The sequence below is a fragment of the Streptomyces tibetensis genome (assembly GCF_040647715.1).
Classification (GTDB): domain Bacteria; phylum Actinomycetota; class Actinomycetes; order Streptomycetales; family Streptomycetaceae; genus Streptomyces; species Streptomyces tibetensis_A.
In genome coordinates, this window is sequence record NZ_JBEZCR010000005.1 from 507,866 (window position 1) to 528,395 (window position 20,530).

Here is a 20,530-nt window from a genome sequence, read left to right on the forward strand (position 1 = left end):
GCGGTCGGTGACGAGAGGGCGAGCGCGCACAGGCCCGAAGGGCTGAGTACGGTCGGTGTCTCGTCAGCGCATGAACGCCTTGTAGGCGAGCGACCAGTAACAGGAGGAGCCGGCAGCGATGGCCCGCCGCAGCACGAAGACCCCGCCGCCCGACGACTCGTACGAGGAGCGGATCCTCGACATCGACGTCGTCGACGAGATGCAGGGCTCCTTCCTCGAGTACGCGTACTCGGTCATCTACTCCCGCGCCCTGCCGGACGCACGCGACGGCCTCAAGCCGGTACACCGCCGCATCGTCTACCAGATGAGCGAGATGGGCCTGCGCCCCGAGCGCGGGTACGTCAAGTGCGCCCGGGTCGTCGGCGAGGTGATGGGCAAGCTGCACCCGCACGGCGACGCGTCGATCTACGACGCCCTCGTGCGCATGGCCCAGCCCTTCTCGATGCGGGTCCCCCTGGTCGACGGCCACGGCAACTTCGGTTCCCTGGGCAACGACGACCCACCGGCCGCCATGCGGTACACCGAGTGCCGGATGGCCGAGGCCACGAGCCTGATGACGGAGTCCATCGACGAGGACACCGTCGACTTCAACCCCAACTACGACGGCCAGGAACAGGAGCCGGTGGCCCTGCCCGCCGCCTTCCCGAACCTCCTGGTCAACGGCGCCTCGGGCATCGCCGTGGGCATGGCCACGAACATGGCGCCGCACAACCTGCGCGAGGTCATCGCCGCCGCCCGCCATCTGATCAGGTTCCCGAACGCGGATCTCGACGCGCTGATGAAGCACGTCCCCGGCCCCGACCTGCCCACGGGCGGCCGCATCGTCGGCCTGTCCGGCATCCGGGACGCGTACGAGACCGGCCGGGGCAGCTTCAAGATCCGGGCGACGGTGTCGGTGGAGCCCGTGACGGCCCGCCGCAAGGGCCTCGTGGTCACGGAGCTGCCCTTCACGGTCGGCCCCGAGAAGGTCATCGCCAAGATCAAGGATCTGGTCGGTTCGAAGAAGATCCAGGGCATCGCCGACGTCAAGGACCTCACCGACCGCGCGCACGGCCTGCGCCTCGTCATCGAGATCAAGAACGGCTTCGTCCCGGAGGCCGTCCTGGAGCAGCTCTACAAGCTGACGCCGATGGAGGAGTCCTTCGGCATCAACAACGTGGCCCTGGTCGACGGCCAGCCGCTCACACTGGGCCTCAAGGAGCTCCTGGAGGTCTATCTCGACCACCGCTTCAACGTCGTGCGGCGGCGCTCGGAGTTCCGCCGCGGCAAGAAGCGCGACCGGCTGCACCTGGTCGAGGGCCTGCTGACGGCCCTGCTCGACATCGACGAGGTCATCCGCCTGATCCGCTCCAGTGAGAACTCCGCGCAGGCCAAGCAGCGCCTGATGGAGCAGTTCTCGCTGAGCGAGGTGCAGACGCAGTACATCCTGGACACGCCGCTGCGCCGTCTGACCAGGTACGACCGCATCGAGCTGGAGACGGAGAAGGAGCGGCTCACCGCGGAGATCGAGGAGCTGACCCGGATCCTCGACTCGGACGCGGAGCTGCGCAAGCTGGTCTCCTCCGAACTGGCCACGGTCGCCAAGAAGTTCGGCACCGACCGGCGTACGGTCCTGCTCGAGTCGGGCGGTGCCCCGGTGGCGGCCGTGCCGCTGCAGGTGGCCGACGACCCGTGCCGGGTGCTGCTGTCCTCCACGGGTCTACTGGCCCGCACGGCGAACGGCGAGCCGTTCGCGGAGGACGCCGCCGCCAAGCGCGTGAAGCACGACGTGATCGTCTCGGCGGTGCCGGCCACCGCCCGTGGCGAGGTGGGTGCGGTCACCTCGGCGGGCAGGCTGCTCCGGCTGAACGTGATCGATCTGCCGCAGCTCCCGGAGTCGCTGTCGGCGCCCAACCTCGCCGGGGGCGCCCCGCTGGCGGAGTTCGTCTCCCTGGAGGACGACGAGACGGTGGTCTGCCTGACCACGCTCGACGAATCGTCGCCGGGTCTGGCGCTGGGCACGGCACAGGGCGTCGTCAAGCGCGTGGTGCCGGACTACCCGTCCAACAAGGAAGAGCTCGAGGTGATCAGCCTCAAGGAGGGCGACCGAATCGTCGGCGCGATCGAGCTGCGCACCGGTGAGGAGGACCTGGTCTTCATCACCGACGACGCACAGCTGCTGCGCTTCCAGGCGTCCCAGGTCCGCCCGCAGGGCCGCCCGGCCGGCGGCGTTGCGGGCATCAAGCTCGCCGAGGGCGCGAAGGTCATCTCGTTCACGGCGGTGGACCCGGCCGTGGACGCCGTCGTCTTCACCGTCGCGGGCTCGCGGGGCACGCTGGACGACTCCGTCCAGACGACGGCCAAGCTGACCCCGTTCGACCAGTACCCGCGCAAGGGCCGCGCGACCGGTGGCGTCCGCTGTCAGCGGTTCCTGAAGGGCGAGGACTGTCTGTCCCTGGCCTGGGCCGGTCCCGTCCCCGCCCTGGCGGCGCAGAAGAACGGCACTCCGGCCGAGCTCCCGGAGATCGACCCGCGCCGCGACGGTTCCGGGGTGTCCCTGGCGAAGACGGTCGCGGTGGTGGCCGGACCGGTGTAGGCGGTGGTGGCCGGACCGGTTCAGGCCGGGTCGGCGCCGTCCTCGTCGGGGTCGCGTACGTACCGCAGGACGCCCCACATGCCGTGCTCGTCGGCATGTGGGGCCTCGCTCCCGCACGCCTGCAGTTCCTTCTCGAGAGCGGCGGCGTCGATCCCCGACCCGATGAGGACGAGCTGGGTGAGGCGTTCGGAGCCGGCCGGCCAGGGCTCCGGGTAGAACCGCAGGAAGCGCCCGACGGCATGGACGACGTAGCGGTTGCGGATGTCGTACGGCCCGAAGTCGACGTAGCCCTTGACCCGGTAGAGCCCCTCGGGCCGGCTGTCGAGGAACGTCATCAGCCGGCGTGGGTCGAGGGGCTCGGGCGAGACGAACGACAGGCTGTCGTAGGCGGTGTGCAGGTGCCCGGTGTGGTCCTCGCCCGTGTCGTCCTCGTTCCCGTCGGCGCCGTGTTCGTGCAGGTCGTCGAAGGACAGCTGCCCGATGCGTTCTTCGCTCGGGCGGCAGTCGAAGAGGAACTCGGGGTCGATCCGGCCGTAGGTGGCCGGGACGACGGCGGCGCGGTCGACGAGGGACCGGACCAGTCCGATGACCCCTTCGCCGTCCGCGGCCCGGTCGAGCTTGTTGACCACGACGAGGTCGGCCAGCGCGAGATGCCGGTCGATCTCGGGGTGCCTGGCCCGGGTGTCGCCGAACTCGGCGGCGTCAACGACCTCGACGAGCCCGCCGTAGACGACCCCCGGATGTTCGCTCGCCAGCAGCATCCGCACGAGCTCCTGCGGCTCGGCGAGACCGCTGGCCTCGATGACGATGACGTCGATTCCGACGGAGGGCTCCGCGAGCCGCCCGAGGTAGTGGTCCAGTTCGCTCGCGTCGACGGCGCAGCACAGGCAGCCGTTGCCGAGGGAGACCGTCGAGTCGCCGAGTGCTCCCGCCACTGCCATCGCGTCGATCTCGATCGCCCCGAAGTCGTTGACCAGAGCGCCGATCCGGCTGCCGCCACTGCGGTGCAGGAGATGATTGAGCAGGGTGGTCTTCCCCGAGCCGAGGAATCCCGCCAGGACGACGACCGGGATCTGCTGCGGTTTCGGGTTCGGCTGGCTCACCGTGCGACCTTTCTCGCGCCGACGCGTGCACCGGGCCGCGTTCCCGGCACACGTGGGGGATGGGGATGCCGCCCCAGAATACGAGCAGCGAGATCCACACCGAAGTGAAGTCGGCGGCGTGCCTCCGCGACGCTCGGGCTGCGGCACCCCATCGGACACGAACGCCCAGGCCGGACGCGACCGCCCAGCCGGACCCGAACGCCCAGGCGGACACAAGGGCTCAGGCGGACCCGAACGCTCAGCCGGGCACAGGCGCCGGTGCCTCCGGCCCCACGTACCGCGCCACCGGCCTGATGATCTTCGTGTCCTCCGCCTGCTCCAGGATGTTGGCGCTCCAGCCCACCGCCCGCGCGGCGGCGAAGGTCGGGGTGAACATCTCACGGGGCAGGCCGCAGAGTTCCATGACCACGCCCGCGTAGTACTCGACGTTGGTGTGGAGTTCCCGCCCGGGCTTCAACTCCGCCAGGATCGCCTCGACGTGACGCTCGACTTCGACCGCGAAGTCCACCCGCGGCCCGCCGAACCCCTGGGCGACCTCGCGCAGCATCCGGGACCGCGGGTCCTCCGTGCGGTAGATCGCGTGTCCGAAGCCCATGATGCGCTCACCGGCGAGCACCCGCTGACGCACCCAGGGCTCGATCCGGTCCGGGGTGCCGATCGCGTCCAGGGTGTCCAGCGCGCGGCTGGGCGCTCCTCCGTGCAGCGGACCCGACAGCGCGGCCACCGCCCCGGCCAGGCATGCCGCCACGTCCGCACCCGTCGAGGCGATGACCCGGGCCGTAAAGGTTGACGCATTGAATCCGTGATCAACGGTTGAGATCAGGTATTGCTCGATGGCCCGTGCGTGCGGCTCGGCCGGGACGGAACCGGTCAGCATGTAGAGGTAGTTCGCCGCGTAGGACAGGTCCTCGCGCGGCTCCACCGGTTCCAGTCCCTTTCCCAGCCGGTGCAGCGCCGTGAGCAGCGTGGGCACGGCCGCGGCCGCCTCGATCGTGTCCTGCCGACGCTGCTCGGCGTCGATGTCGTACACGGGGCGGAATCCCTTCGCCGCGCCCAGCAGCGACAGGGCCGTACGCATCCCGGCGAGCGGCCCGGAACGCCCGCCGGCCGCCGCGATGGCGGGCAGTGCCGCTCGCACCGCGTCGGGCAGCCTCCGCAGCGCGGCGGTCCCGGCCGCGAAAGCCGCGCTCTGCCCGGCGTCCGGCAGCTCGCCGTGCACGAGCAGGTGCCAGACGTCCTCGAAGCCGCGGGTCCGCGCGAGGTCGACGGCCGAGTACTGCCGGTAGTGGTAGAAGCCCTCCAGACCGCGGACGTCACCGATCCGGGTGTCGGTGACGACGACCCCCGCGAGACCCCTGGGCGCTGCGAGAAGAGGGGCTGCTGAACTGTTGACGGACATGACTACCTCCCTGAGATTGATTCAAACTGTCTATGATTGATTTAAGGCCTGTCAATATTGATTGAGTCAATATGCCAGTCAATGGTCCACCAGACGGATACGGTGACCCCCATGCGCGATCAAGAACCCGCCCCCCTTGGGGCGGAACGACGGCTGAGCACCAAGGAGGCCGCCGAGCTGCTCGGCGTGAAGCCGGAGACCGTGTACGCGTACGTGAGTCGCGGCCAGCTCAGCAGCCGACGGGTGAGCGGCGGGCGCGGCAGCACCTTCGACGCACGAGAGGTCGAGGCCCTCGCCCGGCGCAACAGGCGTGAGAGCGCGGGCGGTTCCGGTTCCGGTGGCGAGCTGTCCGTACGCACCCGGATCACGCTCATCGAGAACGACCGCTACTTCTTCCGCGGTGTCGACGCGGTCGACCTGGCCACACGCCACACCTACGAGGAGGTCGCCGAGTGGCTGTGGACGGGACGGATGCTCCCGGGCCGCACGTTCACCGCGCCCGCCGCCTCCGTCTCCGTCGCCCGCCGAGCGGTCGAAGCCCTGCCCGAGCACGCCGCTCCGACCGACCGCTTGCGGGTGGCGACGATCGCCGCCGCGACCACGGACCCGCTGCGTTTCGACCTGTCCGAGGAGGCCGTGCTCGGTACCGCGCGCACCCTCATCCCCACGCTCGTCGACGCGCTGCCTCCCGCGGGGCACCACCGCCACGACGAAGGCCCCCTGGCCCACCGCCTGTGGAGCAGGCTGTCGGTGCGCAAGGACCCCGACGAGGCATCCCTGCGCGCCCTGGACGCCGCCCTCGCCCTCCTCGCCGACCACGACCTGGCCGCCTCCACCCTCGCCGTGCGTGTCGCCGCGTCGGCCCGTGCACACCCCTACGCGGCGGTCTCCGCGGGGCTGGGCGTGATCGAGGGCCCGCTGCACGGCGCGGCCAGCGGACTCGCCCACCGGCTGCTGTGGGACGTCCTCGAACAAGGCGACGCGGCCCCCGTGATCGCGGGCGAACTGCGCGCCGGACGCCGCATTCCGGGCCTCGGACACCGGCTGTACCGCGGTGAGGACCCACGCGCGCGTGCCCTGTTCGCCCTCCTGGAACAGATCCCACGTGCGGAGCCCGCTCTCCGCGCCGCCCGCGCCATCGTGGAGACCACCGCGCGGCACACCCCCCTGCACGCCAACGTGGACCTGGCCCTCGCGGTGCTCACCGCGTCCAGCGGCATGGACCCGACCGCGGGCGAGACGATCTTCGCCGTGGCCCGGACGGCGGGCTGGATCGCCCACGCTTTGGAGGAGTACGGCGAACGCCCGCTGCGGATGCGGCCGAGCGGTCTCTACACAGGCCCGAAGCCTCCACAGACGCTGCCTGACTGAGCGGATGCCGCCGAGCGGTGTCCACGCGGCCCCTATACCTTCCGGCCACTGCCGGAGTAAAGCGGGAGGGGGCCGAAAGTCACGGCGACCGAAGTCAGGTTAGGCTCACCTCTGTGAGTACGTGCTCTAGCGTCTCCCGGGACTTCGACGAGCCCGTTTCGGGAACCGCGGCCACCGCGAGGACCTGGCTGTTGCTGGAACAGCCCGGTCCGTGGGGTGCCAAGGCGCTCACTTCGAGCCACCTGGACCCCGCTCTGGGCCGTGCCCTGGAGGCGGCTGCCAAGGACACGGGCGTACGGATCGCGCTCATCCGCCGCCCCGGGCGCCACGCGGACCGCCGCATGCCCGCCTCGCGCCGGGTGTACGCGGCGCACGTCGTCCCGGGGAACGTGTGGCTGCACAGCGCCTCGACCTCTGACCCCGGACAGCTGCTCGATCTCGACTTCGCGGCACTCGGCCGGGGCGACCACCGCGCGTTCGACGCGACTCTCGGCGGCCGGCCCCACGACGGCGACCCGCTGGCCCTCGTCTGCACCAACGGCAAGCGTGACCGCTGCTGCGCCCTCCTCGGCCGTCCCCTCGCGGCCGAGCTGGCGACGTCCGGAGTCGAGGGCGTCTGGGAGGTCACCCATCTGGGTGGTCACCGCTTCTCCCCCACCGTGCTCGTGCTGCCGTACGGATACGCGTACGGCCGGGCCGAGGCCCACTCCCTCAAGGAGGTCCTGCACAGCGCGCGGGAGGGGCGGATCGTCATGGAGGGATGCCGGGGCAGCTCCGCCTGGGAACGCCCCGGTCAGGCCGCCGAGCTCGCCGTGCGCACCAGGACCGGGGAATACGCCGCGGAGGCCCTGAGCATCGTCCGGACGGTCGGAGCGGCACCGTGCTGGCAGGTGACCGTCGCCCACACCGACGGACGCCGTTGGCAGGTCGACGTGGCCCAGGCCGCGGGCCTGCCGCCCCGCCCGGAGAGCTGCGGGGCGTCCGTCCTCGGCTCGCCCGCGCGGATGGACGTGGTGGCGGTGCGCGAGGCGCGGGTGGCGACGGCACTGGCCGGCTGACGAGCGGGCTCGCCCTCACATTGATCTGGAGATCCACGCCACACCCGTCTAGGGCGGGTAGCCGTCCGCACGTACGGTCATGGGTATGAGCCCCACTCCCCCCGCACGCCGCCTGCGCCTCGGCCTGCCCCGGCGAGTGTTCTCGCAGGTGCTGCTCATGCAGGTCGTGATCGCCGCGGGAGTCGCGGTACTCGCGACCGGGCTGTTCCTCGCTCCCCTCGGCGATCAGCTGGACGACCAGGCGATGCGCCGTGCGCTCGCGATCGCGCAGACAACAGCGCAACTGCCCGACCTCGCGAAGGACCTGCGGAACACTCCCCCCACGCCGAACGGCCCGGTGCAGCGGGAGGCGGAGCGGATCCGGAAGGCCACCAAGGCCGAGTACATCGTGGTGATGGACTGGCGGGGCGTGCGCTGGTCACACACGGACCCGAAGCAGATCGGCGGCATCGTGTCCACCGATCCCGGCCAGGCCCTGGCCGGCGAGGAGGTCATGGAGATCGACAGCGGCACCCTGGGCCGCTCCGCCCGGGGCAAGGTGCCGCTGCGTGACAGCGACGGCCATGTCATCGGCGCGGTCTCGGTCGGCATCGCCTACGACAGCGTCCGGGCCCGTCTGATCCACGCGATCCCGGGGCTTCTCGCGTACGCAGGCGGCGCCCTGGCCGTGGGCTCGCTGGCCGCGTGGGTCATCTCACGGCGGGTCCAGCGGCAGACCAGGGACCTGGCCTTCTCGGACATCGCGGCGCTCCTGTCCGAACGTGAGGCGATGCTGCACGGCATCCGCGAGGGAGTCGTCGCCCTGGACCGCACCGGCCGTATCCGCCTCGTGAACGACGAGGCACAGCGCCTGCTGGGCATAGGCGAGACCGTCGTGGGCCGATCCCCCGACGAGGCGCTCGGCACGGGCCGTACGGCCGACGTGCTGGCCGGACGGGTGACCGGTACGGATCTGCTCACCGTGCGCGGCCAGCGGGTGCTGGTCGCCAACCGCATGCCCACCGACGACGGTGGCGCCGTGGCCACCCTGCGCGACCGCACCGAGCTGGAGCAACTGGGCCGCGAGCTGGACTCCACCCGGGGCCTGATCGACGCCCTGCGCGCCCAGGACCACGAACACGCCAACCGTATGCACACGCTTCTCGGGCTGCTCGAACTGGAGATGTACGACGACGCCGTCGAGTTCGTCGGCGAGGTGGTCGGTGACCATCGCGCCACCGCGGAACAGGTCACCGAGCGGATCGAGGATCCGCTGCTCGCCGCCCTGCTGGTCGGCAAGGCGACCGTCGCGGCCGAGCGGGGCGTCGCCCTGTGGGTGTCGGACCGGACCCGGCTTCCCGACCGGCTGGTCGATCCGCAGGGTCTGGTCACGGTCGTGGGAAACCTGGTGGACAACGCCCTCGACGCCGTAGCCGGCACGCCGCACGCGCGCGTGGAGGTCGAACTGCGCGCCGAGGGGCGCACCGCGATCCTCCGGGTGCGGGACACGGGGCCGGGCGTCCCGCCGGAGCACCGTGAGTTGATCTTCACCTCGGGATGGTCTACGAAGAAGCCGCCGGCTCACCGCGAGCGGGGTATCGGACTCTCCCTGGTGCGCAGGCTGGCCGAACGGCAGGGTGGCAGCGCGACCGTCGGCGAGGCACACGGCGGGGGCGCGGAGTTCACCGTCGTCCTGCCCGAGGCACTCGCCGAGCCGGGTCCCGAACCGGCCGTGCTGACCATGCCGTCAGCTCCGCAGACCGCCGAGAAGGAGTCGTGATGATCGAGGTCCTGGTCGTGGACGACGACGTCAGAGTCGCGAAGGTCAACGCCGCCTACGTCGAGAAGGTGCCGGGCTTCCATGTCGCCGGTGAGGCGCACAGCGCGGCACAAGCGCTGCGTCAGCTGGAGACACTGCCCCGGCTGGACCTGGTGCTCCTGGACCATTACCTGCCGGACGCCACGGGAGTCGCCGTGGTCCAGGAGATGCGGCGGCGCGGCGACCAGACCGACGTGATCATGGTGACGGCGGCTCGGGACGTCTCCACCGTGCAGGCGGCGATGCGGCACGGCGCGCTGCAGTACCTGGTCAAGCCGTTCGCCTTCGCCGGCCTGCGCGCCAAGCTGGAGGCCTACGCTGAACTGCGCCGCACCCTGGACGGCGGCGGGGAGGCGGAGCAGGCCGAGGTGGACCGTATTTTCGGGGCCCTGTCGGCACCGTCGGAGCCGGACCTGCCCAAAGGGCACTCCCCTACCACCGCTGAGCTGGTCCGCCAGTCCCTGATGCACGCCAACGGGCCCCTGTCCGCCCAGGAGATCGCCGAGCGGACCGGGGTGAGCCGGCAGACCGCCCAGCGCTATCTGAAGCTCCTGGAGCGCACGGGACGAGCCAGGCTCACCCTCAAGTATGGCGACGCGGGCCGCCCGGAACACCGTTACGTATGGGCGACCCGCGGTTAGAACCGTCAGCCGTTCGGCCTTCCGAAGGTTCGGTGAGAGTCGCCGTCCTGTTCACGGCACGGCGTACACCACTCACCACTCCTACGCCGCTCCCGCACCCGTCAGCGACCGCACCTCGGTCTCCGCGTGCTTCGCCAGGTCCGGGACCTCCGCCGACGTGACCGTGCCCAGCCAGCCCGCGAGGAAGCCGAGGGGAATCGAGACCAGGCCCGGGTTCTGCAACGGGAAGTACTGGAGGTCGATGCCCGGGAAGAGCGAGTCGGGGCTGCCGGAGACCACCGGGGACAGCACCACGAGCACCACAGCCGGGATCAGACCCCCGTAGACGGCCCAGACGGCGCCCCGTGTGGTGAAGCGCGGCCAGAACAGGGAGTAGAGCAGCACCGGCAGGTTCGCCGACGCGGCGACGGCGAAGGCCAGGCCCACGAGGAACGCCACGTTGAGATCGCGCGCCAGCAGACTGAGCGCGATCGCCACCGCGCCGACGCCGACAGCGGCGACACGAGCCACGGTCACCTCGCTGCGTGGCTTACTGTCCCGGCGCCGCAGGGAGGCGTACAGGTCGTGGGCCACGGCTGCCGAGGACGCGAGCGTGATACCGGCGACCACGGCGAGGATCGTCGCGAAGGCGACCGCGGCGACGATCGCGAAGAGAACCGTCCCCCCGGTGGATCCCGCCCCACCTCCCAGATCCAGCGCCAGCAAGGGAACCGCCGTGTTCCCGGCCGCGTTCGACCCGCGCACCGCCTCCGGCCCGAGAATGGCGGCCGCGCCGAACCCGAGCACGATCGTCATGAGATAGAAGCCACCGATGAGCCCGACGGCCCAGACGACCGAGCGGCGGGCAGCGCGCGCCGTGGGCACGGTGTAGAAGCGCGACAGGATGTGCGGCAGCCCCGCCGTACCCAGCACCAGGGCCAGCCCGAGACTGATGAAGTCGAAGCGGGCGGTCCAGTCCCCGCCGTACTTCAGCCCCGGTGCCAGAAACGCCGCTCCGTGCCCGCTGCGCTCGGCCGCCGTGAACAGCAGCCGGTCCACGTCGCCGTGGAAGCGCACCAGGACGAGGACCGTCAGCACGACGGTGCCTCCGAGCAGCAGGACGGCCTTGACGATCTGGATCCAGGTGGTCGCCCGCATACCTCCCAGCGACACGTAGACCACCATGAGGGCGCCCACCCCGATGACGGTCCAGGACCGCGCCGCGTCGCTCGTGCCACCGAGCAGCAGCGCCACCAGGCTCCCCGCGCCGACCATCTGCGCCACCAGATACAGAACGGACACCGTCACCGAGGAGGTTCCCGCCGCGATCCTCACCGGCCGCTCCCTCATCCGTGAGGCCACGACGTCGGCGAGCGTGAACCGGCCGCAGTTGCGGACCAGTTCGGCGACCAGGAACAGCACCACGAGCCACGCCACCAGGAACCCGACGACATACAGCAGCCCGTCGTACCCGAACAGCGCGATGAGCCCGGTGACTCCCAGGAAGGATGCGGCCGACATGTAGTCACCCGCGATGGCAAAACCATTCTCCATGGGTGAGAAGAGCCGCCCGCCGGCGTAGAACTCCTCCGCCGAGCCACGTCTGTTGCGGCTGACCCACGTGGTGATCCCCAGCGTGACCGCGACGAACGCGCTGAAGAGAAGCAACGCCAGCGTCTGGTGTTCCTCCGTCACGACCTACCACCACTCACACCACGCGTCAGTTCCTGTGTGTCCCAGCGCAGTTCGAGCGCGGCCCGGTCCCTGCGCAGCCGCGCGTGCCGGGCGTACGCCCACGTCAGCAGAAACGTGGACAGGAACTGCCCCAGCCCCGCCACCATCGCCACGTTCACCGCTCCCGCGACGGGCCTCGCCATCACCTCCGGCACCGCCGTGGCAGCAACGACATAGCCCACGTACCAGGCGAAGAAGGCCACGAACGCCGGCACAACGAACCTCCGGTACCGCCGCCGCACCTCCTGAAAGGCGGCACTGCGCTGCACTTCCAGGTACACATCGGCCGTGGCGGCCCCCGTCACGCCCTCTCCCCGCGCAGGCGGAACCAGCGTGTGGGCCTGCGCCCCGTCGCCGGCCGACTCGCCCCAGCCGGAGGCGAGGGCGTCGTACCAGGGATCGTCATACCTGAGCTGTCCGGCCTCCTCGGGCGGAACCGGATCACGACCGTCGAAAGGCTCGGCCCAACTCTCCTGGCCCGCTCCACCGCCGCGGGGACGGCCCTTGCTTTGCTGCATGCCCAAGGATGGACAGAACGGGAAGATCCCTGACTCTTCTTCCCTTCGCTCTTCACCCCATCAGGTGACTAACCCGCTGGTGGCCGCACGAGTCCCTTCCCGAAGGCGTAACGCACCGCCTGCGCACGGTCCTTGAGCCCGGTCTTGGTGAAGAGGTTGTTGATGTGGGTCTTCACGGTCGCCGTGGAGACGTGCAGCCTTCGCGCGATCTCCGGGTTGCTCAGCCCCTCGGCGATGAGGAGCAGTACCTCCGTCTCCCGGGCGGTGAGTCCGTCCGGCGGTTCGGGGGGCGCGGCCGGCCAGGGCTCCGGCTCGGTCAGGCGCTCCAGCAGACGTCTCTGAATGCCCGGTGAGAGGCCCGCGTCGCCCGACAGCACGCTGTGCACGGCCCGCGCGATCTCGTCCCCGCCCGTGTCCTTGGTGAGATAACCGAGCGCCCCCGCAGCCAGCGCGGGGAACAGCGACTCGTCGTCCGCGAACGTCGTGAGCACCACGACCTGTGTCCCGGGGTGCTCCGCGCGAATCCTGCGGGTCGCCTCCACTCCGTCGCAGCGGGGCATGCGCAGGTCCATCAGCACCACGTCCGGAGCAAGCCGGGCGACGAGCGCCACCGCCTCCTCCCCGTCTCCCGCGGCTCCGACGACCTCGATCCCGGGCAGCAGACCGAGCAGCATCACGATGCCCTCCCGCACCACGGTCTGGTCGTCCGCGACCACCACCCGAGCGGGCTTCGGATCGGCGCCCCGCGTCATACCGGTACCTTCAACGTCACCACGAACCCCTCCTCGCCCGGCCCGGCCCGGAGGGAACCGCCCAGCAGTTCCGCCCGCTCCCGCATGCCCAGCAGACCGTACCCGGCCCCCGTGCCCGTCAGCTCGCCCGGCGAACCGCCCGAGTCGCGCACGTCCAGGGTCACTTCGTGCGGACGGTAGTCGAGTCTGAGGTGGACCTTGGCGCCCGGAGCGTGCTTGCGGACGTTCGTCAGGGCCTCCTGGGCCGCTCTGCGCACGGCCTGGGAAGCCTCGGCCGGCAAGCGCCTCCGTTCACCCGTGATGGTGATCTCGGCACCGTCGGCCGTACCGACCAGGCCGCCCAGGAAGTCCTCCAGCGGCGTCAGCTCCCCGCGCAGAGCGGAGAGCGCCTGCCGGGTTTCGGCGAGGCCGTCCCGGGCCATCTCTCGCGCCGCCACCACGCGTTCATGGATCTGCTCTCGTTCCCCTCCCCGCTCGATCAACAGCCTGGCCGCCTCAAGGTGCACCAGCTGGGCCGAGAGGCTGTGGGCCAGCACATCGTGTATCTCCCGCGCTATGCGGGCCCGCTCCGCGAGGGCCGCCGTCTCCGCCTCGGCCGCACGCGCTGCCCGTTCCTGGGTGAGGAGCCGCAGGGCACTTCCGCGGGCCTCGGCATCGAGGCGCAGGGTGTAGCCGGCCAGGGCGATGCCGATGCCGGTGACCACGGTCGTCAGCAGGTCGTCGTGCTGGACGACCCCATAGGTGCAAAGAGCCACTCCCGCGGCACTCAGGGCGGCGGCCGAGGGCAGCCGCTCCAGAGCCGAGACGACGCAGCCGCACAGCATGACCAGGGCAGCGACGCGGAATCCGGACAGCTGGGCTGCGACGGCGATGACCTGCAGCAGGGCGAGCGAGGCCACCGACGGCCACAGCCGATGCCGGAGCGTGGTCCGGAAGAAGCTCCAGGCGAGAGCGGCCGCCAGCAGGACTCCTGCGGCGCAGGCCGCCGCCTTCCAGCCGCTCGCGTGGCTGTCGGAGAAGGCACCCCACAGCAGCAGTCCGAGGACCAGCGTCCGCACCGTCCAGGCCAGCAGGCACCGGGAGCGGGAGAGTCCCTCGCGACTGAGTGCCTCCCGGGAAGGCCAGCGTGTCCAGGCGTTCTCCTTCACACGCGCTCCTTTCCCATGGCCCGGATCGTGCCGTCACCGAACGCCCCGCTCAGCGTCGCGCCACTGCGGGGGGACTGCCCGCGCCGGGCCACGATCCCGGCCCGGACGAGCAGAGTGCCGGCGAGCCCCAGCAGCAGGGCCGAGCTGTCCTGATGAACGCCCACCGCTGCGCCGAGCGCGAAGAGCCCGGCCCGCGACCCGATGCCGACGACCCAGACGGCGACGCTCGCCCCGCTGCTCCTGCTCCAGACCGTGCCGTCCGGGTCCGTCCATATGCGGGTGGTCCAGGCCCAGCCTGCACCCGTGGCCAGGCCGACGAGCAGTTCGGCGCCGAGCAGGAGCGCCGAGGCCGCGGGGTGGTGCGCGTCGATCATTCCGGGCTCGCGCAGCGCGAGCACGGCCAGGAGCGCGGGCAGGAGCCACCAGCGGCGCTCGCTGTCGAGCCGGCGCGCGCGGAACTGCCGGGCTAGCACCACGACGGCAACGAGCACGATCAGCAACACGTCGACGAGCCCGAACATCGCGGCCTCCGTGAGCGAGTAGGGGTTTCCGGCAGCGGGGGCTGCCGACGCCTTAGACGCTACGGAAATCGCCAGGCCACGGGATCGGAGCCTGGGTGGACCACGGGTTGATTCCCGACCATGCGTGTCTCCACCCGAGGGTGGAGACACGCCTTTCGCGGCCGGACGGTACGCGAACGGCCAGGACGGTGGCCTAGGGTTCGAAGGGTGGCAGAGCTCGGACGGTGACCAGGCGCCTCGCGCAGGCCGGGCTCAGGCACTGACCTGTTTGCGCACTCCCCCGGCCCATACCCGGCCACCGCCCGACGCAGCGGCTACGCGTCGATGCGTGACCGGTCCAGCGTGGCCGCCGAGTTGGAGATGAACTCCTTGCGCGGCGCCACGTCGTTGCCCATCAGCAGATCGAAGACCTGCTCGGCGGCCTCCAGGTCGGAGAGGTTGATTCGGCGCAGGGTGCGATGGCGCGGGTCCATCGTCGTCTCGGCCAGCTGGTCGGCGTCCATCTCGCCGAGGCCCTTGTAGCGCTGGATGGAGTCCTTGTAGCGGATGCCCTTGCTCTGGAACTCCATCAACTTGTCGCGCAGTTCGCGGTCCGAGTACGTGTAGACGTACTTGTCCTGGCCCTTCTTCGGCTGGACGATCTCGATGCGGTGCAGCGGCGGCACCGCCGCGAAGACCCGGCCTGCCTCGACCATGGGCCGCATGTAGCGGTGGAACAGCGTCAGCAGCAGGGTGCGAATGTGCGAGCCGTCGACGTCGGCGTCGGTCATCATGATGATCTTGCCGTAGCGCGCGGTGTCGATGTCGAACGTCCGGCCCGAGCCGGCTCCTATGACCTGGATGATCGCGCCGCACTCGACGTTCTTCAGCATGTCCGTCACGGACGACTTCTGAACGTTGAGGATCTTGCCGCGGATCGGAAGCAGCGCCTGGAACTCGGAGTTCCGGGCGAGCTTCGCCGTGCCGAGCGCGGAGTCGCCCTCGACGATGAACAGCTCGCTGCGGTCGACGTCGTCGCTGCGGCAGTCGGCCAGCTTGGCCGGCAGCGAGGAGGACTCCAGGGCCGTCTTGCGACGCTGCGCGTCCTTGTGCTGCCGTGCGGCGATACGCGTACGGGCCGCGGCGACGGCCTTCTCCATCACGACACGGGCCTGCTGTGCGGCGTCCCGCTTCGTGGACGTCAGGAACGCCTTCAGTTCCTTCGTGACCACGTTGTTCACGATGCGGCGAGCCGCCGAGGTCCCGAGGACCTCCTTGGTCTGGCCCTCGAACTGCGGCTCGGCGAGACGCACGGTGACGACCGCGGTCAGGCCCTCCAGGGCGTCGTCCTTGACGATGTCGTCCTCGGCGACGCGAAGGAGCTTCTTGGCGCGCAGCACCTCGTTCATCGTCTTGGCGACGGCCTGTTCGAAGCCGGCGACGTGGGTGCCGCCCTTGGGCGTGGCGATGATGTTGACGAAGGACCGAAGCGTCGTGTCGTAGCCCGTCCCCCACCGCAGTGCGATGTCGACGCCGAGCTCACGGGTGACCTCGGTCGGCGTCATCTGGCCGTGGTCGTCCAGGACGGGCACGGTCTCCTTGAAGGTGCCCTGGCCCGAGAAGCGGAGCACGTCGCAGACCGGCTTGTCGTTCGCCAGGTACTCGCAGAACTCGCTGATGCCGCCGTCGAAGCGGAAGGACTCCTCGCCCTTGCTGCCGCCCTCGCCGAGCCCGAACTCGTCGCGCACGACGATGGTCAGGCCGGGCACCAGGAACGCCGTCTGCCGGGCGCGCTGGTGCAGCGTCTCCAGGTTGAGCTTGGCGTCCCGGAGGAAGATCTGGCGGTCGGCCCAGTACCGCACGCGTGTGCCGGTGCGGGTCTTCGGGATCTTCTTGGCCTTGCGCAGGCCGCCCTTGGCCTCGAACTTGGCGTCGGGACCGTTCCCGGCGAAGGCTCCGGGCACCCCGCGACGGAAGCTGATCGCGTGGGTGTGCCCACCGCGGTCCACCTCCACGTCCAGCCGGGCGGACAGGGCGTTCACGACGGAGGCGCCGACGCCGTGCAGACCGCCGGAGGCGGCGTAGGAGCCGCCTCCGAACTTGCCGCCGGCGTGCAGCTTGGTCATGACGACCTCGACACCGGAGAGACCGGTCTTGGGCTCGACGTCGATCGGGATGCCCCGGCCGTTGTCCCGGACCTCGACCGAGCCGTCGTCCTGGAGGATCACCTCGATGTGGTCGCAGTACCCGCCCAGGGCCTCGTCGACGGAGTTGTCGATGATCTCCCAGACGCAGTGCATCAGGCCACGGCTGTCGGTCGACCCGATGTACATACCCGGGCGCTTGCGCACGGCCTCGAGCCCCTCGAGGACGAGCAGGTGCCGCGCGGTGTAGTTGGATCCGTCCCGATCTGCTCCTGCCAGCAGAGCTGTGGACGGCACGGACGTCTCGGCGGTCACGCGGTTCGCTCCTCGCTGAATTTCGGATGGGGCCCTCGTGGGTAAGGGCGCGGCTTCAGTCACCGGTGAGAGGGTACCGAGGCCTGGTAGAGCCGCTGTAACGCCACCCTCGTCGAAAACTCACACTAGTCCACACTCGCATGAGTGTTCGATCCCTCGATGGAGTGAAGTACACATCACGTTCCCTTCCAGGCATGAACCATTTAGGCTCCGGGCACGTCCTCATGAACAACCGGCAACCCAGCCGGGAGGACCGACCACCGATACAACGCGAAGCCCCGTAAGACACATAGAAACGCAATACGGCACATTCGCCGCCAACCGGCAGCAGACAGCCGCCTCGCAAGATTCTTTCGAGGAAAAGCCACGAGCGGGAACGTTTTGGGGCTGGTTGGATGTTGACCCTGGTACGACAGCTCGTCGAGCTAGAGAAGAGGCGACGTGACTACTGTTCTGACCCCCGCGAGCCCGCTGACGGCGGCTGATCGCTGCGACCGCTGCGGCGCCCAGGCGTACCTGCGCGTCGTCCTGCTGAGCGGCGGAGAACTGCTCTTCTGCGCCCACCACGGTCGCAAGTTCGAGCCGGAACTCAAGAAGATCGCCGCTGAGATACAGGACGAGACGGAGCGGCTTACGTCCGCTCCCGCGAACGCCGCCGAAGAAGAGCGCTGACACCTCGCGTCCGACGACGAGCCAGCCCGGCACAGGCCGGTGAACGGGCGGCTGCCTCTGGTCACCAGGGGCAGCCGCCCGTCTTCATCGGGCGACCGTGCACAGTCTCCGCCGGGCGCTTAGGCGCAGAGCTTCACACGCCTGCCGAAGTCGACCGCGTCCAGCCGAGCGTCCGCATGATGTCGGACACCCGCATGTACACGCCGGGGTTACCGGCCCGGCCACATCCGATTCCCCAGGACACGAGTCCGATCAACCGCCCCTGGGCCACCAGCGGCCCTCCGCTGTCGCCCTGGCAGGCATCCCGGCCCCCCTCCGCTTCCCCGGCGCACAACATGCTCTTGGCGTCGTAGGTGCCGTCTGAACCGCCCGGGTAGGCCTCCGCGCACAACGCATCGGGGAGCACACGCACACGCGCGGCCCGCAGGCTGTCCGGATAGTCACCGACGCCCGAGGTGTCACCCCATCCGTAGACCGTCGCCGCTCCACCGACCGTGTACGCAGGGTCACCGTCGGCTGCCATGGGGATGACCGAGCCGCCTTGGAGGGGTTCGGCCAGAGTGAGCACGGCGAAGTCCCCCTCATTGCTGTCCCCGTCGTAAGCCGGGTTCACCCACGTGCGGCGCACGGCGATCTCCTGGCCGCCGCGACCGGCAAGCAGGTCTGTGCGTCCGGCTATGACCCTGAGGTCCCGTACACGCTCCGGCGGCACTCCCAGAACGTTCTCGTCCAGACAGTGGGCCGCGGTGAGGATGGTCGTGGGACCGACCGCCACGCCGCCGCAGAAATGACCCGCTCGCGTACCCCCGAACCGGTCACGACTGGACAGCGCGACCGTCCACGGGCTCTGGGATATCTCGACGGGGGATCCGCCTATGACCACACTGTCGGCGGCCACAGGGGCACTGGAGCCCATCGACAGGGCCGGTACGGCGGCTGCTAGGGCCAGCGGCAGGAACAGAGCTCGTGCCAGACGACGACGCATTTCGCTCCTCACTCAGTGGTGTCCATGAGACACCCAGAGTGATTCACCGCGCTTCACTCCGCACCCGCGGCGCGGCAGCACGGCAAAGGCCCGGCCCCCTCGGGGGACCGGGCCTTCCCTGCAGTACGACCTCGCTCAGTCGAGGTAGTCGCGCAGCACCTGGGAACGGGACGGGTGGCGCAGCTTCGACATGGTCTTGGACTCGATCTGGCGGATCCGCTCCCGCGTGACGCCGTAGACCTTGCCGATCTCGTCGAGGGTCTTCGGCTGACCGTCGGTGAGACCGAAGCGCATCGAGACGACGCCCGCCTCACGCTCCGACAGGGTGTCCAGGACGGAGTGCAACTGCTCCTGCAGGAGCGTGAAGCTGACCGCGTCGGCCGGGACGACCGCTTCGGAGTCCTCGATGAGGTCACCGAACTCGCTGTCGCCGTCCTCGCCGAGCGGGGTGTGCAGCGAGATCGGCTCGCGGCCGTACTTCTGGACCTCGATGACCTTCTCGGGGGTCATGTCGAGCTCCTTGGCCAGCTCCTCCGGGGTGGGCTCGCGGCCCAGGTCCTGGAGCATCTGGCGCTGCACACGCGCGAGCTTGTTGATGACCTCGACCATGTGCACCGGGATACGGATGGTGCGGGCCTGGTCGGCCATGGCGCGGGTGATCGCCTGACGGATCCACCAGGTGGCGTACGTGGAGAACTTGTAGCCCTTGGTGTAGTCGAACTTCTCGACCGCGCGGATCAGACCGAGGTTGCCCTCCTGGATGAGGTCCAGGAACAGCATGCCGCGGCCGGTGTAGCGCTTGGCCAGGGAGACCACCAGACGGAGGTTGGCCTCCAGGAGGTGGTTCTTGGCGCGGCGGCCGTCCTCGGCGATGATCTCCAGCTCGCGCTTGAGCTTCGGGGCCAGCTTGTCGGCGTTCGCCAGCTTGTCCTCGGCGAACAGACCGGCCTCGATGCGCTTGGCGAGCTCGACCTCCTGCTCGGCATTGAGCAGGGGGACCTTACCGATCTGCTTGAGGTAGTCCTTGACCGGGTCGGCGGTGGCACCGGCGGCGGCGACCTGCTGGGCGGGCGCGTCGTCCTCGTCCTCGTCGGAGAGCACGAAGCCCGCGTTCTCGGGGGTCGCCTCGGGCTCCTCGCCGGCCTTGCCGGGGGCTGCCTCCTCGAGCACTTCCTCCTCGAGAATCTCGGCGTCGTCCTTCTTGGCGCTGGTCTTCTTGGCCGCCGTCTTCTTGGCGACGGTCTTCTTCGCGGCCGCCTTCTTGGCGGTCGTCTTCTTGGCAGCCGCCTTCTTGGCGGGTGCCTCCTCCTCGACGTCGGGTTCGGCGGCGGGCGCCGCCGGCGTGGCGGTGGCGGTGGCCTTCCGGGTGGTCACCGCCTTGGCCGCGACGGTCTTGGTCGCGGTGCGCTTGGCGGGACTCTTCGCTGCGACGCTCTTTCGGGTGCGCTTGGGCTCTGCGGCACTGACCATCAGCGTCACACCCTCTTCCTCGAGGATCTGGTTGAGGCTGCGCAGTACGTTCTTCCACTGAGTGGCCGGAATCTGGTCAGCTTCGAAGGCCCGACGCACGTCATCGCCGGCGATCTGCCCCTCAGCCTTTCCCCGCTCAATGAGCGCCATGACAGAGACGGACTCGGCGATCTCCGGCGGGAGCGTACGGGATGTGCTGGCCGACACGAACAACCTCTCGGAACGTTGGAAAACGGCTTCCGGCCCCGTCCACTGTGGACAGGAGCCGACCGCCGGCTTGGGGATGGGCCGACGGCGCGGGCGGGGGCCGGGAAGATGCACAGCGCCGTGAACGGCGTCCGTATTCCCTCCGCGGCTGTCACCTCTTA

Annotated in this window: 16 protein-coding genes; 6 read left to right on the forward strand and 10 right to left on the reverse strand. The window is 70.1% G+C overall.

Annotated elements, in window-relative coordinates:
- Positions 1–118: 118 nt before the first annotated feature.
- Positions 119–2,575, forward strand: a complete 2,457-nt coding sequence (locus AB0B29_RS16670) for a DNA gyrase/topoisomerase IV subunit A (protein WP_362239735.1) — start codon at positions 119–121, stop codon at positions 2,573–2,575.
- 20 nt (positions 2,576–2,595) lie between these two features.
- Here the strand turns inward: AB0B29_RS16670 and AB0B29_RS16675 are convergent, their stop codons facing one another.
- The gene (locus AB0B29_RS16675; protein ID WP_362239737.1) at positions 2,596–3,678 is read right to left on the reverse strand and encodes a CobW family GTP-binding protein; all 1,083 of its coding nucleotides are present in this window, start codon (positions 3,676–3,678) and stop codon (positions 2,596–2,598) included.
- Between the two features lie 238 nt (positions 3,679–3,916).
- On the reverse strand, positions 3,917–5,077 hold the full coding sequence (locus tag AB0B29_RS16680) for a citrate synthase/methylcitrate synthase (protein ID WP_362239740.1): 1,161 nt from the start codon (positions 5,075–5,077) through the stop codon (positions 3,917–3,919).
- Between the two features lie 111 nt (positions 5,078–5,188).
- Here AB0B29_RS16680 and AB0B29_RS16685 point away from each other — a divergent pair, with 111 nt between their 5' ends.
- The 4 genes from AB0B29_RS16685 to AB0B29_RS16700 all read left to right on the forward strand — a co-directional run bounded on the left by AB0B29_RS16685 (position 5,189) and on the right by AB0B29_RS16700 (position 9,945).
- Entirely contained in the window at positions 5,189–6,448 is a 1,260-nt protein-coding gene (locus AB0B29_RS16685) for a citrate synthase (RefSeq protein WP_362239743.1), read from the forward strand.
- Between the two features lie 113 nt (positions 6,449–6,561).
- Entirely contained in the window at positions 6,562–7,506 is a 945-nt protein-coding gene (locus AB0B29_RS16690) for a sucrase ferredoxin (protein WP_362239745.1), read from the forward strand.
- A gap of 85 nt (positions 7,507–7,591) precedes the next feature.
- The gene (locus tag AB0B29_RS16695) at positions 7,592–9,265 is read left to right on the forward strand and encodes a sensor histidine kinase (RefSeq protein ID WP_362239748.1); all 1,674 of its coding nucleotides are present in this window, start codon (positions 7,592–7,594) and stop codon (positions 9,263–9,265) included.
- Positions 9,265–9,945 (forward strand): response regulator, encoded by a 681-nt coding sequence (locus AB0B29_RS16700; RefSeq protein ID WP_362239750.1) that lies wholly within the window; start codon positions 9,265–9,267, stop codon positions 9,943–9,945. Before AB0B29_RS16695 ends, AB0B29_RS16700 begins: the two co-directional genes overlap by 1 nt.
- Before the next feature lie 81 nt (positions 9,946–10,026).
- Here AB0B29_RS16700 and AB0B29_RS16705 read toward each other — a convergent pair whose 3' ends face one another.
- From AB0B29_RS16705 to AB0B29_RS16730, 6 genes are all read right to left on the reverse strand, one after another.
- Positions 10,027–11,619, reverse strand: a complete 1,593-nt coding sequence (locus tag AB0B29_RS16705; RefSeq protein ID WP_362239753.1) for a solute symporter family protein — start codon at positions 11,617–11,619, stop codon at positions 10,027–10,029.
- Positions 11,616–12,176, reverse strand: coding sequence for a DUF485 domain-containing protein (locus AB0B29_RS16710; protein WP_362239756.1), 561 nt, complete (start codon positions 12,174–12,176; stop codon positions 11,616–11,618). The genes AB0B29_RS16705 and AB0B29_RS16710 overlap by 4 nt, the downstream gene beginning before the upstream one ends.
- 68 nt (positions 12,177–12,244) lie before the next feature.
- Positions 12,245–12,928, reverse strand: coding sequence for a response regulator transcription factor (locus AB0B29_RS16715; protein WP_362239758.1), 684 nt, complete (start codon positions 12,926–12,928; stop codon positions 12,245–12,247).
- Positions 12,925–14,076, reverse strand: coding sequence for a sensor histidine kinase (locus tag AB0B29_RS16720; protein WP_362239762.1), 1,152 nt, complete (start codon positions 14,074–14,076; stop codon positions 12,925–12,927). Before AB0B29_RS16720 ends, AB0B29_RS16715 begins: the two co-directional genes overlap by 4 nt.
- The gene (locus AB0B29_RS16725) at positions 14,073–14,597 is read right to left on the reverse strand and encodes a DUF1453 domain-containing protein (protein WP_362239765.1); all 525 of its coding nucleotides are present in this window, start codon (positions 14,595–14,597) and stop codon (positions 14,073–14,075) included. Before AB0B29_RS16725 ends, AB0B29_RS16720 begins: the two co-directional genes overlap by 4 nt.
- Positions 14,598–14,911: 314 nt before the next feature.
- Positions 14,912–17,035: a DNA gyrase/topoisomerase IV subunit B gene (locus AB0B29_RS16730; RefSeq protein ID WP_362239768.1), complete on the reverse strand. Its 2,124-nt coding sequence runs from the start codon at positions 17,033–17,035 to the stop codon at positions 14,912–14,914.
- Positions 17,036–17,476: 441 nt separating this feature from the next.
- On the opposite strand from AB0B29_RS16730, the gene AB0B29_RS16735 reads away from it, so the two are divergent.
- Positions 17,477–17,707 (forward strand): DUF7455 domain-containing protein, encoded by a 231-nt coding sequence (locus AB0B29_RS16735; protein WP_234846548.1) that lies wholly within the window; start codon positions 17,477–17,479, stop codon positions 17,705–17,707.
- A gap of 133 nt (positions 17,708–17,840) precedes the next feature.
- On the opposite strand, the gene AB0B29_RS16740 is transcribed toward AB0B29_RS16735, so the two are convergent.
- Both AB0B29_RS16740 and AB0B29_RS16745 read right to left on the reverse strand, forming a co-directional pair.
- Positions 17,841–18,692, reverse strand: a complete 852-nt coding sequence (locus AB0B29_RS16740) for a S1 family serine peptidase (protein WP_362239771.1) — start codon at positions 18,690–18,692, stop codon at positions 17,841–17,843.
- A 135-nt stretch (positions 18,693–18,827) separates the two neighbouring features.
- On the reverse strand, positions 18,828–20,369 hold the full coding sequence (locus tag AB0B29_RS16745; RefSeq protein ID WP_362239773.1) for an RNA polymerase sigma factor: 1,542 nt from the start codon (positions 20,367–20,369) through the stop codon (positions 18,828–18,830).
- Positions 20,370–20,530 lie beyond the last annotated feature (161 nt).